12 protein-coding genes and 1 pseudogene are annotated in these 14,566 nt (G+C 63.1%); 3 read left to right on the top strand and 10 right to left on the bottom strand.

All coding sequences use genetic code 11. The features are described 5' to 3' along the window. Nucleotides 1-20 precede the first annotated feature (20 nt). The gene (locus tag GKZ68_RS05130) at nucleotides 21-1,037 is read left to right on the top strand and encodes an acyl-CoA reductase (RefSeq protein WP_173111491.1); all 1,017 of its coding nucleotides are present in this window, start codon (nucleotides 21-23) and stop codon (nucleotides 1,035-1,037) included. 95 nt (nucleotides 1,038-1,132) lie between these two features. Beyond that, nucleotides 1,133-1,438, top strand: a complete 306-nt coding sequence (locus GKZ68_RS05125; RefSeq protein WP_173111488.1) for a hypothetical protein — start codon at nucleotides 1,133-1,135, stop codon at nucleotides 1,436-1,438. 13 nt (nucleotides 1,439-1,451) lie between these two features. Here GKZ68_RS05125 and GKZ68_RS05120 read toward each other — a convergent pair whose 3' ends face one another. The 10 genes and pseudogenes from GKZ68_RS05120 to xerD all read right to left on the bottom strand — a co-directional run bounded on the left by GKZ68_RS05120 (nucleotide 1,452) and on the right by xerD (nucleotide 13,937). Further along, nucleotides 1,452-2,321 (bottom strand): nucleoside phosphorylase, encoded by an 870-nt coding sequence (locus GKZ68_RS05120; protein ID WP_173111485.1) that lies wholly within the window; start codon nucleotides 2,319-2,321, stop codon nucleotides 1,452-1,454. Between the two features lie 114 nt (nucleotides 2,322-2,435). Beyond that, nucleotides 2,436-3,377: a rhodanese-related sulfurtransferase gene (locus tag GKZ68_RS05115; RefSeq protein ID WP_173111482.1), complete on the bottom strand. Its 942-nt coding sequence runs from the start codon at nucleotides 3,375-3,377 to the stop codon at nucleotides 2,436-2,438. Nucleotides 3,378-3,479: 102 nt separating this feature from the next. Further along, nucleotides 3,480-4,112 carry a NeuD/PglB/VioB family sugar acetyltransferase gene (locus tag GKZ68_RS05110; RefSeq protein WP_173111479.1) on the bottom strand — a complete coding sequence of 211 codons (633 nt, stop codon included), beginning with the start codon at nucleotides 4,110-4,112 and terminating at the stop codon, nucleotides 3,480-3,482. A 38-nt stretch (nucleotides 4,113-4,150) separates the two neighbouring features. Further along, nucleotides 4,151-5,464, bottom strand: coding sequence for a hypothetical protein (locus GKZ68_RS05105; RefSeq protein WP_173111476.1), 1,314 nt, complete (start codon nucleotides 5,462-5,464; stop codon nucleotides 4,151-4,153). Next, nucleotides 5,461-6,777, bottom strand: a complete 1,317-nt coding sequence (locus GKZ68_RS05100; RefSeq protein WP_173111473.1) for a DUF2851 family protein — start codon at nucleotides 6,775-6,777, stop codon at nucleotides 5,461-5,463. The genes GKZ68_RS05105 and GKZ68_RS05100 overlap by 4 nt, the downstream gene beginning before the upstream one ends. A 98-nt stretch (nucleotides 6,778-6,875) precedes the next feature. After that, a complete protein-coding gene (locus GKZ68_RS05095) occupies nucleotides 6,876-7,520 on the bottom strand; it encodes an outer membrane lipoprotein carrier protein LolA (protein ID WP_173111470.1) in 645 nt (214 codons plus the stop codon). 119 nt (nucleotides 7,521-7,639) lie between these two features. Further along, nucleotides 7,640-10,588, bottom strand: a complete 2,949-nt coding sequence (locus tag GKZ68_RS05090; protein ID WP_173111467.1) for a DNA translocase FtsK — start codon at nucleotides 10,586-10,588, stop codon at nucleotides 7,640-7,642. Nucleotides 10,589-11,222: 634 nt separating this feature from the next. After that, complete coding sequence (locus tag GKZ68_RS22585) at nucleotides 11,223-11,393, bottom strand: DUF6044 family protein (RefSeq protein WP_367949224.1); 171 nt, start codon at nucleotides 11,391-11,393, stop codon at nucleotides 11,223-11,225. Nucleotides 11,394-11,416: 23 nt separating this feature from the next. Further along, nucleotides 11,417-12,946, bottom strand: a pseudogene (locus GKZ68_RS05085) (DUF6044 family protein); the annotation flags it as partial. Nucleotides 12,947-13,037: 91 nt separating this feature from the next. Then, on the bottom strand, nucleotides 13,038-13,937 hold the full coding sequence (gene xerD, locus GKZ68_RS05080) for a site-specific tyrosine recombinase XerD (protein ID WP_173111461.1): 900 nt from the start codon (nucleotides 13,935-13,937) through the stop codon (nucleotides 13,038-13,040). A gap of 74 nt (nucleotides 13,938-14,011) precedes the next feature. Between xerD and GKZ68_RS05075 the strand changes: the two genes are divergently transcribed. Beyond that, nucleotides 14,012-14,533 carry a type II 3-dehydroquinate dehydratase gene (locus tag GKZ68_RS05075; protein WP_254244172.1) on the top strand — a complete coding sequence of 174 codons (522 nt, stop codon included), beginning with the start codon at nucleotides 14,012-14,014 and terminating at the stop codon, nucleotides 14,531-14,533. The last annotated feature ends 33 nt before the right edge of the window (nucleotides 14,534-14,566 follow it).

Here is a 14,566-nt window from a genome sequence, read left to right as displayed (position 1 = left end):
CCTCACTGCTACCCTTTCTTATGCTGAATCACACTGCCCGCCTGGCCGCCTTCGCAGCGCTGGGCCGCCGCCTCGCCAGCCTTTCCGACGACGAGCTCACCGACCTGGCGGCCCGCGCCCGCAACCGTAACGGCTGGTTTGACCTGCCCAACGTGCGCGCCGCCATCACGGGCATCGCCCACCTGCTGGCCGAGCCCGAGCTAGCCCGCTGGGCCGGCCGCTACCCCGCCGAGCCCGCTAGCCCCCGCCAGGTGGGCGTGGTGATGGCCGGCAACATTCCGCTCGTGGGTTTCCACGATATGCTGTGCGTGCTGCTGAGCGGCCACACGCTGCTGGCCAAGCCCAGCAAGGACGACACCGTGCTCATGCTCTGGATTGCCAAAGAGTTGACTCAGATTGAGCCGGCTTTTACCGAGCGCATTCAGTTTGTGGAGCGCCTCAACGCCGCCGATGCCTTCATTGCCACCGGCTCGGATAACACGGCCCGCTACTTCGAGTTTTATTTCAAGAATAAGCCCCACCTCATCCGGCGCAACCGCACCAGCCTGGCCATCCTAACGGGCCGCGAAACCGCCGGGGAGTTAGCCGGGCTAGGCCCCGACATCTTCCAATACTACGGCCTGGGCTGCCGCAACGTAAGCAAGCTCTACGTGCCCGAGGGCTACGACTTTGTGCCGCTGCTCGATGCGCTGCAAACCTGGCACGGCGTGCTCAATCACCACAAGTACCAGAACAACTACGACTACAACAAGAGTATTATGCTCGTGAATGCGGTGCCGCACCTCGATAACGGCTTTTTGCTGCTGACCGAGCGCGCGGCGCTCGTGTCGCCCATCTCAGTGGTGCACTACGGTACGTATACGCAGGAAATCGACCTGCTCGACCAGCTCACCGATGTGGCCGCCCAAACGCAGGCAATAGTGTCGGCGGGCGGGCGCTACCCCGGCTCGTTTCCGCTGGGCCGCGCCCAGAACCCCGGCGTGGCCGACTACGCCGATGGCATCGACACGATGGAATTTTTAGCGGCCGAGCTGTAAACCGAGCTGGCTGGAAGTTGGTACACTAAAAGTGCTGCGGCCTGCGTACTATTGGCATTCCTGCGCTATTATTCACTTACCGCTGCTACTGCCCTATGTTTGCTCCCACTACCGACCAGCCGGTCGAAACCGTTGAGAAAGAGTCTATTCCCAGCCTGCGCTTTTCGCAGGAAGACGTCCTGACCGATAAAACCCAGCTGGAGCGCCGTCGCGCCGATGCCGAGCGCGCCGCCCGCCTCGGCAATGCCTACCACGGCAAGCTCGATATTTTCTTTCAAACCGCCGACAGCCAGACCAAGCGTGTGCAAACCACCGTGTGGAGCGCTCACCCTGAGTACCTAACGCTAAAAGCCGGCATCATGCTGCCGCTACGGGCGGTGTTAGGGTTCGACTTTTATTAAGCTGACCCACGATTTAAATAAGAGCCAGCGTGCGGGCAATAAGTCGGTCCACGACTTCTCCCGCATTTTTGGTAAACTCGCCGGTGGCGCGGTTCGCCACAATGGCGTTGAGGCTGAGCACCTCGTGGCCCAGCAGCTGGCCCAGGGCGTAGTAGCCGGCGGTTTCCATCTCGAAGTTGGCAAGGCGGAAATCCCCCTCGGGGCTTTGGTGGCGAAACTCCTGGAGGCGCTGCATGTAGTCGGGCTGGCGCAGGTCGAGGCGCAGGCGGCGGCCCTGCGGGCCGTAGAAACCGGGGCAGGTCACGGTGTTGCCGATGACCAGGTCGGCGGCTAGCTGCTCGCGCAGCAGGTCGGAGCCGCGCACCACGTAGGGTGCAAAGGGCAGGGCTAGCGACTGCTGCAAGTCTTTGGCTACCTGCGTTTCCAGGCCGGTTTCGACCAGGGGATAAAACTGCATGAGCGAGTCGAGGCCTACGGCGTGCTGGGTAGCCAGGAGCGAGCCCACCGGCACATCGGCCTGCAAACTGCCGCTGGTGCCCAGCCGGATGATGCGCAAACTCAGACGCTCCTCGGGTGGGCGCACCGTGCGCGACATAAAGTCGATATTAACCAGCGCATCGAGCTCGTTCATGACGATGTCGATGTTATCGGTGCCCATGCCGGTGCTCAGCACCGTGAGGCGCTTGCCCCGGTAATAGCCCACGTGGGTCACAAATTCGCGGTGCGCGCCCTCAAACTCGATAGAGTCGAAATGCCGGCTTACCTGCGTCACCCGCGCCGGGTCGCCCACGGTCAGAATGATATCAGAAATGTGGTCGGGCAGCAGATTAAGGTGGTAAATCGTGCCGTCGGCGTTCAGGATGAGCTCGGATTCGGGAATCATGTTACTAATAAGGAATACCTGTCGGGCTGAGCCTGCGCAGCACCTTTGCCAGCACAAAATCGTTTGGCGGTGAGCAGATGCTGCGCAGGCTCGGCCTGACAGACGAGCAGGATGCTAGCCCCGGTAGGAAGCCAGACCCTGCGCGGGGGTATAATGGTTGCTTTGCTTGGGGTAAGTGCCGGTGCCGTCGTAGGGGCGCTTGTCGGGGTGCGCGGCGCAGGCCTCGGAGCAGGCACCGGCCAGCTGCTCACCACAGCTTTCGCACAGTGGCAGGTGGGCGTTGCAGTGCGGGTTGGCGCAGTTGATGAGCCTGGCCGAGGGCTGCTGACAGTGATGGCAGCGCGAAATAACGCTGGGATTCACGCGGTTGACATCTACGGCCACGCGGTTATCGAACACGTAGCACTGCCCCTCAAAGTCTTCGCCGCCGGCCTCAATACCATACTTGATAATGCCGCCGTGCAGCTGGTACACATTCTCGAAGCCCTGCTCCAGCAGGAAGGCGGTGGCTTTTTCGCATTTTACGCCGCCGGTGCAGTACGTCAGAATCTTCTTGTCCTTGAACTGTTCCAGGCGCTCGACGCGCTCGGGAAAGTCGCGGAAGTTCTCAATATCCAGCGTCACAGCGTTTTTGAAGCGGCCGAGGTTATACTCGTAGTCTGAGCGCACATCGACCACCACCACGTCGTCGCGGTCTTTCAACTCCTTGAATTCCTGGGGGCTCAGGTGCTGGCCGGTTTTTTCGTGGGGCCGCACGTGGTGCAGGCTGCTGTGCACGATTTCGGGCTTCACGCGCACGTGCAGCTTCTGGAAAGCGTGGCTAGCCACCTCATCAACTTTAAACTCCAGAGCCGCAAAACGCGGGTCGGCCTGCACGGCGGCCATGTAGGCGGCGCAGGCCGCGCGGGTGCCCGACACGGTACCGTTCAGGCCCTCGGCCGCCACGATGATGCGCCCGCGCAAGTCCAGGTCGAGGCACAGGCGGTGGTGCTCGTCGCGGAACTGCTCGGGGTTTTCGAGCGGGGTATAGCAGTAATAAAGAAGGACTTGGTACATTTTTGAGTGATGAGTTAAAAGTTATGAGTTATGAGTTAGCCGTTGTGAGTGGAGTTCTAGCTTGGAAACTCATAACTCATAACTTTTAACTCATAGCTTCGCTCATACTTGCTTGGCCGGGTTGCCGAATACCGTTTGGCCGGCGGGCACGTCGGCCACTACCACCGAGCCGGCGCCCACGCGGGCTTTGTCGCCCACTTTCACGCCGGCCACCAGCACGGCCCCGGCACCTACAAAGGCATTGGCGCCCACGCTGGCTCCTACCCCAATCTGGGCGCCGCTGCCGAGCTGGGCGTAGTCGCCCACGGTAGCCTGGCCCTCGACCACGGCATTAGGACTTAGCAAAACACCCTCGCCGATTTTGGCGGTGGCAGCTACTACCGCATTGGGGCCCACGTAGTTGCCGTGGCCCAGCTCGGCGTGCGGCGATACGCTGGCCCGCTGGTGGATGCTATTGACGGGCACCACCTCATACTCATCGCGCAGCATTTTGGTGAGGCTACGGCGGCTGGCGGCATCCTCAGTAGCTACGAATACTTCGCACTTTTTGCCCAGCAGCTTCAGCAGCTCACCATCGTCGGTATTGCCCATCACGGGCACGTCGAGCAGCTCGGTGTTGTGCAGCTTGGGGTCGTCGTCGAGCAGGCAATACACGACCACGTCATTCGATAAAAAAGCATCCAGCGCGGCGGTGCCAATGGCTTGCGCGCCCAGAATGATAACGGGATTTTCCATAAGTAGACAAAGGTACGACCGAGGCCAGGGAAGGGCCGCTAGGCTACGCCGACCCACTGCCCTACCCTTTTTAACAGGCGGCGGGCGTAGTCGTTTTGGAGCAGTAGCAGCAGCAGCCACGGCAGTAGCGCCGTGCGGTAGCGGCTCAGGGTGCCCAGGTTGGGGGTACTCAGGCCGATGAAGGCGGCCAGCAGCAGGCAATAGATTATAAGCAAGGCTACCAGCGCAGCCGGCAGCCGGCCGGCCCGGCCGCGCCAAACGGCCACCAGCGCTAGCCCCAGCAGGCCGAGTAGCAGCAGGTTTTCCAGGCCCGCGCCCACGTATAGCAGCTGGCTCGACTCACCCAGCCAGGGCCGGGTCAGCACCTGCTCGGCCGCCAGCGGCGCGTGCCGGAGCAACCCTAGCGGCGTGGGCTGCCAGTCGGCATATTCCAGGTGCGGCCGGCCGGGTGAGGTGCGTAGCCCGTGCTGGTAATTGCGGCCAACTTCATCCATCAAAAACTTTATGCTCAAAACCTTATTGCCACCTATTAGGGCCGGCCCAGTCCCCAGCACCAAGAGCACCAGGAGTCCGCCCACCTGGGCCTGCCAGCCGGCCCCTAGCCAGCCGCGCCGCGTGGCCAAGCGCACCAGGGCAAGGGCAAGGAGCCCACCTAGCAGCGGCAAGGCAAAAAACAAACGTATCCGAACCATTACCCATACTAGCAGCAAGCCCACTGCCAGCTGCCCAAGGCGCCGGCCTAGCCGCAGTGGCTCGCCACTGGGTACGCCATAAATGGCGGGCAGCGCGAGGGCAACCACCCCGGCACCCGCCCCCAGCAGCAGCGTTTCCTTGGTGAGGCCACTGGTCCACCATATTACCGTAGGCCAGGCCAGAAAGGCTATGCCCGCAGCAGCCAGCGAGGCTAGCGGAAAAACCTGCCCCAGCCCGCGCACCAGCACCCAGCAAGCCGCAAAGCATGCGAGGCTCAGGTATAGACCAGCCAGCCAGCCACTGCCACCCGCGGCCAGATTGAGTAGGGCCAGCAGCTTGAGAAAATACAGCGTATTCGACCAGGTATAGAACGAAATTATTTCGCCAGCGGCCTGAAAATGATTACTTTGCCAAAGGGTAAATGCTGCGGCAGGCTGTGCCCAGAAATCATCCACGAAGTACCTGCTTTTTTGCAGCAGCAACCGGGCATCGGGGCCAGGATAATTATTGCTGATGGCCGTGAGCAGCAGCCGCCACGCCAGCGCCGGCAGCAGCCAGGGCCGTAAACCAGGGCCAGCCCGCCGGTATTCGCGCCGCAGCCAATACAGAAAGAAGCTTACTAACAGCGCATTAAGCAGAATCATCAGGCCTAACTTCATCGGCTGATGCGCAGGCGGGGCTCGGCGCCGCCTACCAGCCGCGCGCCGATGGCGCAGTGCAGGCAGCGACGCGGCAAGCAGTACCCCTTATGCAGGGCCAGCAGGCCCTGCGAGTCGGCGGCGGTGCGGTGCTCGAAGCCCAGTTCCTGGTAGAGGTCGGTAAACTGGTTGTGCTCGGCGGGCAACTCGGCTAGTAGCGCTACGCTGCTTTCAACTAGCGCGGGCTGGCCCACGTGCCGGGCGTAGGCCACGCGCAGCGGCACGACTACGTTGGTAATAAGCAGCTCGATACTACTCTTACCCAGCGCGGGCACCTTGCCCGGCCGGCCGGGCCGGAAGTGCTGCCGCCAATAGTCGGGCGCGGGCGCGCCGGCAAAAAACTCGGTGAGCGCCGATACGCTTTGGGCCGTGAGCAGCGCATCAAACAGCGCCGGGCGCCGGTGCAGCAGGCCCACCAGCTGCCCCAGCCGCACGGCCGGAAAGTTGGCGGGCCGCAGGCGCAGGTAGTTCCACTCATGGGCGGCTAGCGCGGCCTCGGCCAGCCCGTATTTGTGGCGCAAAAACTCGTGCTCCTGGCGGCGGTCGGCCAGGTAAGCATCGCCCGCAGTTTCTTCGTTTTCAATCAGAAAGCCAGCTTGCCCAAACAGCAGCGCTTCGAGCTGGCGGGCGTCGTGGCGATGGCGGCGCAGCACGGGCAGCGGCACGGCCTTGGCTAGCCTAGCCAGCGGCTCGCTGTTTTTTTGGAAGCCGAAGGCTGCCATCAGCGCGTGGTAGGTGGTGGCCTCCCAGTCGTGGCTCAGGTGGCCGTGCAGCTCGGCAATTGCATCGGCCTTGCGCTCCACTCTTTCTAATAAGGCGCGCTCCGTCATCATGGTGCGCACGAGCTGGGGCACCTGGGCTAGTAGCGGGGCGCAGGGCAGAGCTGCGGCGGGCGGCGCGGCCACCAGGGCCGCGTAGCGGGCCAGCAGGTCGGGGGCCAGGCGCGGGGCTAGCGCCAGGGCCGGAATGAGGCTGTCGTTGGTGCGGCGCACGTCGGCATCGGCCGTGAGCACGACGTGCAAAACCACTTGGTCGTACTTGGCATCTACTTGATGATTATGCCGTTGCCAATCGGAAGCTCGTAAGTGAATCTCGACGGCACCGTTCCACTCTACCTCGCCCAGGCGCAGGCGGGCATTCAGAAAATCGGGGCCGGCATCGGCATTGCGCTGGCCGGGGCGCAGCACCTGAATTTCCTCCCCGGTAGTGGTGCGCAGGTCAGCCTTGTCGAAATACTGGTGCTGCCAGACGTAGTGCAGAAAATCTTCGCGCATAGCAGCAAATGTAAAACGGAGTGGTACTCCGTTTCTGCGCGAACAACTTGCTCGACGAGAAACGAAGTACCACTCCGTTTTACAGCAAAAAGCTGCTCCTAGCGCAGGTCTACCACCTTTACGCCTTTGTGGGCGTTTTTGTCGAAGGCAAACGACGTGGCCGATACCGGCACATTGGGCTTGAAGTTCTTGAGAGTGAACGTAGTGCGGGTACCGTTTTTCTTAAACGTCTTCACGCTGTGGATGGCGTGGTCGGCCGTGCCCACGATAAGTTGCACTTTAAACACGTCGTTTTTGCGGTCTTCCGGCGATAGTTCAATGAGGTCGCTGGTTACGCCGCCATCCTTGAGCGACTTCACGTAGGTGTACTTATAGCCCTTTTTGTACATAGTGTACATCTGGGCCGGTGACATATCCTGGTTGGTGGGGTCCGACTCGGTGATGTTGACCTCGTTCTCGTTTTTGAGGTAGGTCCAGGTCGTTTTGCCGTCGTTGATAATTTCCTGGCCGCTCGTGGCGAGGTGGTATTTCTGGCCGCTCACGGTCGCCTCGCCGCTCAGGTTTTGCTTGAGCTTGGCGGCAGGGTTTTCCAGCGTTTGGGTAAAGCTAGCCTGAAACGACTTGAGGGCGGTGTACTTAGCGCTCACCGCGTCGAGGATTTTGCCGGCTTTGGGGTCTTGCTGCGCGGCGGCGGGCAGGGCCAGGCTAGCGGCCAGTGCCAACAGGGAGAATTGCTTGGTCATGGGGTAAGAAAAACCCGGCTCAATGGGGCCGGGTAATCGCCTATACGCAAAAGCGGGGCCAGAAGGTGAAGGGAGAATTATCCGGTTGATAATTCTCCCTTCACCTTCTGGCAACTTCTTTATTTAGATAAAGTATTCAGCAGCTGCTCAAGCTGATACTCATCGGGAATGAGCACGGCGCGGGCCTTGCTGCCTTCAAACGGCCCCACAATGCCGGCTTGCTGGAGCTGGTCCATGAGGCGGCCCGAGCGGTTGTAGCCCAGCTTCAACTTGCGCTGGATGAGTGAGGTAGAGCCCTGCTGGTGCAGCACTATGCAGCGGGCCGCTTCGGCAAACATCGAGTCGCGCTCGCTAGGGTCCAGCTCTTCCTGGCCGCTGCCTTCGTCGCCATCGGCGCCGGCCACTTCGGGCAGCAGGTAGGCATCGGCGTAGCCCTGCTGCTCCCCGATGTAGTCGCACACGCGGTCCACTTCGGGCGTGTCGATGAAGGCGCACTGCACCCGGATAAGGTCAGAACCAGCCGAAAACAGCATATCGCCCTGGCCAATGAGCTGGTCGGCCCCACCGGTGTCCAGAATAGTGCGCGAGTCGATTTTGCTGGTCACTTTAAAGGAAATCCGGCACGGAAAGTTGGCCTTGATGATACCCGTAATCACGTTCACGCTAGGCCGTTGCGTAGCCACGATGAGGTGGATGCCGATGGCGCGGGCCAGCTGCGCCAGGCGGGCAATGGGCGTTTCGACCTCCTTGCCGGCGGTCATCATCAGGTCGGCTAGCTCGTCGATTACCAGCACGATAAACGGCAGGAAGCGGTGGCCCTTCTTGGGGTTCAGGCGCCGCTCGACGAACTTGGCGTTGTACTCTTTGAGGTTGCGGCAGCCGGCTTCTTTGAGCAGGTCGTAGCGGCGGTCCATCTCCATGCACAGCGAGTTCAGCGTGTTCACCACCTTCTTGGTGTCGGTGATAATGGCTTCCTCGGTGTCGGGCAGCTTGGCCAGGAAGTGGCGCTCAATCTTATTGAAGATGCTGAGCTCCACCTTCTTGGGGTCAACGAGCACGAACTTGAGCGTGGCCGGGTGGCGCTTATAAAGCAGCGAGGCCAGAATCACGTTCAGGCCCACCGACTTGCCCTGGCCGGTGGCCCCGGCCATGAGCAGGTGGGGCATTTTGGCCAGGTCGGCCACGAATACCTCGTTGGTGATGGTGCGGCCGAAAGCCACCGGCAAGTCCATTTCGGTGCGGGCAAACTTCTCCGAGCCCAGCACCGAGCGGATGCTCACCATCTCTTTCTTGGTATTCGGCACCTCGATGCCGATGGTGCCCTTGCCCGGGATGGGGGCGATGATACGAATACCTAACGCGGCCAGGCTCAAGGCAATGTCATCTTCCAGGCTCTTGATTTTGGAGATGCGCACGCCGGCCTCGGGCACAATCTCATAGAGCGTGACGGTGGGGCCGATGGTGGCCTTAATGCTGGCAATGGTAATGCCGTAGTGCCCCAGCGTTTCGACGATGCGGTCCTTATTGGCTTCCAGCTCCTCCTTAGTTACCTGCGCCTTGGCCACGCCGTAGTCGTTGAGCAGTTCCAGGGTCGGGAACTGGTAGCGCGCGAGGTCGAGCGTGGGGTCGTAGTTGACGTCGGGCATGGCATCGGCGTTCTCGTCCTCGTCGGCCACGGCCGCAATGTCGGCGCCGGCGTTGGGGTCGAGGTCGTCGCGGCTAGGCACCGTTATCTCCAGCTTCTGGCTGGGAGCGCTGGGGGCCGGGCGGGGGCTAGCCACCGCGGGCAGCGGGCCATCGGCCAGGTCGGCCAGCGAAAGCGGCGTGGGCACGCTCGCCGCGACCGGCTCGGCAGCGGCAGCTTCCGGCTCGGCTTCCGGCAGCTCGAACGAGAAGGCCGGCCCGCTAGCCACCGTGGCCGCGGCCACCGGCAGCACCGGGGCGGCGGGCGCTACGGCGAGGGCCGTAGCCGCCCCCGCCTCAGTGAGCGTGGAGCCAGCAGCCGCGGGCTCGTTGGCGGGCGCATTCACTACCTCGAAGCTGGTGCGGGCGGGCACCGGCGCCTTAAGGGGGCCAGGGCGCGGGGCGGGCTCGAACTCAGGCTCGCGGGTGGGTAGCGGAATAGCGGCCGTTGGCTCAGGGGTACTGGGGGAGGACGCTTTAGCCGGGCGGTTGGCCACGGGCGCTGGCGTCAAATTGGCTTCCGCCTCGGTTTCGTCGTCCGTTTCCTCGTCGTCGCTGCTACCCAGGTTGAGGTTTAACGTCGTGATATTGAAGAAAAATACCACAAACATGATGAGCCCGAAAGTCAGCAGCAGCACCGTGCCCCAGCCAATGAGCGAGTCGAGCCACAGGGCCAGCTCGTAGCCGGCCCCGCCGCTCAGCCAGTCGAGGCGGTGGGCCTGGGCTGCCCCCGCCTGCGCCGGGTCGGCGCCGGGCTGCGCCAGCTGCACCACTACGTAGCCCAGCAACGCACTGACCCAGAGCATGGTAAACAGACCCAGCGCCAGCACGTAGCTTACCGAGCCTTTGGCCCGGCGAAATACAATCTTATAGCCCAGGAAAAAGACGATGGGAATGAGCGCGTAGGAAGCCAGCCCAAAGCCCCGGTAAATGAACTTCTCGGCTAGCCAGGCCCCGAGTAGGCCTAGCCAGTTGCCCGATTCCTGGCCGGCTTCTTTTATCGGCACGGTGCCGAGCGCGGCCACCACGCTCTGGTCGGCGCGGCCACTCAGCAGAAACGAGGTGAAGGCAATGGTAAGGTAAAGCGAGCCGAGCAGCAGTCCAAAGCCAATGAGCAGGTGAAAGCGGCGGTCGCGCACCAAGGCCGTGAGCTGGCCGAGGCCGGGCACGAGGCGGCGGGGGCCGCGCGGGGCGGCCGGCACCGGGGGCCGGGCGCGGCCGGCCGGGGCAGTAGCTTTGGCCGGGCTGGGCGCCGGGGTGCTGCCGGGGGCCGGGCGCGGCGTATTGCCCCGCGCCGGGCGGGGCGCCCCGGCATCGGCTGGTGGCCCTGGGCGGTTAGCGGCAGCGGGGCCACCGGGCGGGGTACGGTAATTGTTAGTAGCCATGCGTGGGCAAACGGAAAGGTCAAATCTACGCCAGCAATGCCGGTTTTAGGCCCGGCTGCCTTGAGAGAAACCATAACCGGAACCGCAACCGACCAGGGCGCATTTTCGTCTTTCGCTGACTATTCTTTTCCCTTATTTTCTTACCTGATGCAAATTTTACCCCGCGTAGTGCGCCACCCTAACGGGCAGCCGTATTGCACTACTGAATACATGCCAGCCGAGCGCTGGCTGCGCACCACCTGGCAGGGCTTTATATCGCCCGTCGATGCCGAGCAGGGTGCCCTAACGGCGCTGGAGCCGCTGCAAATAGAGCCAGTGCTTTATCTACTCAACGACAATAGCCAGATTCAGGGGCCGTGGTTTGACTCGGTAGCCTGGCTAAAACGCGTGTGGGCCCCGCAGGCCGCCCGCCTGGGGCTGCGCTACGTAGCCCACGTGGCCCAGCCCCACACTGAGGCCGACCTGGGGGTGATGCTGGCGCGCGACCCATTTAAGCAGCATTTTGAGGTGCAGGTATTTTCCTCCGCTGAAGACGCCGCCACTTGGCTCCGCGAATGCCAGCGCCGCAACGGGCTGCCCGCTGTGGCTCCCGCCATCGCCGATACTACCAGCTCGGCGGCCGCAGCCTAGCGGGCTATTGGCCAGCGGCTTCGTAGAGGTGCAGGCGCCAGTAGGCTTCGGAATCGTCGAACACCCCGAGCAGGCGCAGGCCGCTTGCTTCGGGGTGGGCCAGGCGCACGGCCGAGAATACGTAGCGCCCGCCCAGCGCCCGGAAGGCCGCCGCGTCGAAGGCCAGGTGCTGCACGGTGCGCGGGGGCGCTTGCCGATGAGGTAGCTGCGCCCCAGCTCGGCCGCCATCAGGTAGCAGCGGTTGCCCCAGGCGTCGTAGTAGGTAGCCAGGGCGGGGCTTTTGGCCAGCTCGCCGGCCACGATTGGCCGGAAGGTGTGCTTATAGGGCAGCGGGTAGCTGTTCTGGTTGCTGTCGAGGGTATAGAAGTCGTTGAGTTGCGCCACGGCGGGCGGCAGGCCCAGGCTCACCACCCGGTAGGCGGCGGGCGGCTGCCCGGTTTGGCGGAAAATAAAATTCCTAGCCTGCTTGAACAGCTTGGGCGCCATAAACGCAGCGTAGCTGGGCGCGTCGGCTTTGGGCCGGCCCACCAGGATACGCAGATTATTAATGTATTCCGCATTAAGCGGCAGGGCCACCACAAATTGCAACGCTACCAGCCCGTAGGCTAGCCGGCGGCCGGCCGGCGTGGCCGGCAGTTCGCGCAGCGCCAGCGCCAGCAGGCCAAACCACGTTAGCGACATCAGAAAGTGGAACCGCGTGAGCGTGAACGCGTGCAACAAGGGCAGCTGCTTTTGGTAGAGCATGGCCAGCTGCGGCGCAAACCCGCAAAACAGCGACGCGCCCGCCAGCGCCAGCAGCACCCAACCCACGCGGCGGCGCAGCACCTGCCGCCGCGCCGGGGCTAGCCGGGCCAGCGCCACGCCCACCGCCAGCAGCACCACGCCCCGAAAGAAGGGGCTGGCGTGGTATTGCCCCAGCCAGAAGTAGCGCAGCGCTTCCTTCAGCCCCACCCCTACTCCGTGCGGCAGCAGGCGCACAAAATCAAACTCTTCGCGGTGCGACACGAATTGCCTGGCCACCAGCAGCGAGTAGAACAGCGGCCACTCTACCACCCCGTACATGGCCAGCAGCAGGGCTAGCCCCGCCGCGCCGCGCACGGTGCCAGCCCAGGCCGCCCGCCCGCGCCGCGCCAGGTCGAGCAGCAGCAAGCCACCCCACACCACGGCGATGAATGGCCCCACGTACACAAAAATCGACCACAGCGGAAACGCGGCGCACACCAGCCAGGCTAGCCAGCGGTCGCGCCCCTGGCGCAAATCGAGGGCCGCGCGCAGCAGCGCCGGCTGCCCCAGCACCGTGAGGCCGTAGATGCTGTAGAGCGGCAGCGTGGCCCAGGCCAGCGCCACGGCCGCCGCCAGCCCACGCTGCCCCGGCTGACTTAGGCCGTAGCGGCGCAGCAGCCAGTACATGGCCAGCAGCCCCAGCGCCCGCACCAGCACCTGATGCACGAGGTAGGCTGCCAGCGGATTATCCCGGAAAAGGCTGAATACGAGCACCGTCGCGCTCAGGCCGGGCCGCAGGGCGTTGCGCGGAATGCCGTTCATCACCTCAGGCACCACCACGTCGCGGCCGTAGGCGAAGGCCAGGTGCAGCTTGGTGAGCAGGTACACGAGGCTGATTTCGGTGTCCAGGTTGTCGTGGATGAGCACGTAGCCGTGGCGGCCCAGCAGCAGCACGGGTAATAAAAATAGCAATAACCCTAGCAGGGCAAGGCAGATAGGTTTCAAAGCAGTGGCGCAAACTTTGTAGCTCGCGTCCCCGGGCCGTTAAGGTCGTTTAAGAACGCGAACTACAAAGTTCGCGCTACTGACTCGCTACTCAACTTCTGGGGTGAAACTCAGTAATCACCTGCCGCAGGTAGTCGCGGTCGAGGTGGGTATAGATTTCGGTGGTCGTGATGGAGGCGTGGCCCAGCATTTCCTGCACGGCGCGCAGGTCGGCGCCGCCTTCGAGCAGGTGCGTGGCAAAGGAGTGCCGCAGCGTGTGCGGGCTGATGGTCTGGCGCAGGCCGGCCAGCTCGGCCAGCTTCTTGATAGCAGTGAACACCGTGATGCGCGAAAGCTGCCGGCCGCGCATGCTCAGAAATACCAAATCCTCGCAGCCCGGCTGCACGGTGAGGTGCTGGCGCACGCCGCCCAGGTAAAAATGCAGGTGCTTCACGGCCTCGCGCCCAATGGGCACCAGCCGCTCCTTGTTGCCCTTGCCCAGCACCCGCATAAAGCCTTGCTCAACATACAGGTTCGACAGCTTTAAGTCGCACAGCTCGCTCACGCGCAGGCCCGACGAGTACAGCACCTCCAGCACCGCCCGGCTGCGCAGGCCCTCGCTGGTGCTCAGGTCGATGGCGGCCAGCAGGTTCTCAATATCTGGGTACGAGAGCGTGTCGGGCAGGTGGCGGCCGGCCTTGGGCGATTCCAGCGTGTCGGTGGGGTCGATTTTGAGCAGGTCTTCCATGATGAGAAACTCGTAGAAGGCCTTGATGCCCGACAAGGTGCGCGCCTGCGAGGTGCTGGACAGCCCCAGATCGGTGAGCGTGGCCAGAAAATCGCGCAGCAGGCGCGTAGTTACTTGCAGCGGGCCAGCCTTAAGCTTTTCAAACTCCAGCCACTGGTGCAGCTTGCGCACATCGCGGCAGTACGCCTCCACCGAGTTGGGCGAGAGCGACTTTTCGAGGCGCAGGTACCCGTCAAATTGTTTGATTGCTTGCGGCCAGGTCACGGAGGAAATTTGTTTAGCACCTACTTACTGCCCGCAAAGAACGTCATGCGTGGCTGGCGTCCACGCAGTGAAGCATGACGTTCTTTGCCGGCGTACTCAAGCCCCCTACTTCCTTGAATATCCTTATTCTCAACGGCCCAAACCTGAACTTGCTAGGCCGCCGCGAGCCGCACATCTACGGCACGCGCTCGTTCGACGACTTTTTACCCGAGTTGCAGGAAGCCTTTCCCGACCTCACGCTCACGGCTTTTCAGAGCAACCACGAGGGCGCGCTCCTCGACCGCCTGCACGCGGCCGCCGGCTGGGGCGAAGCCGGCTCGGAAGGGGCTAGCCAGGCCGTGGTGCTGAACGCGGGCGGCTTTACCCACACCAGCGTGGCGCTGGGCGATGCCGTGGCCGCCGTGGCCGGCGCGGGCCTGCCCGTGCTGGAAGTGCACCTGAGCAACCTGGCCGGGCGCGAAGACTTCCGGCACACCAGCTACATCGGCAAGCACTGCGTGGGCAGCATCGCGGGCTTTGGGCTCGAAAGCTACCGGCTAGCCCTGCACTACCTGTTGGGCCAGCGGCCCCGGCCGGTAGGCTTTGGCCGGCGCTAGAACCGGCGAAGGAACAACTTATTCAGCGCATTG

This window comes from Hymenobacter sp. BRD128 (assembly GCF_013256625.1).
Taxonomy (GTDB): domain Bacteria; phylum Bacteroidota; class Bacteroidia; order Cytophagales; family Hymenobacteraceae; genus Hymenobacter.
The sequence above is the reverse complement of the archived record's forward strand: the minus strand, read 5'-3'. Positions and strand labels throughout refer to the sequence as shown.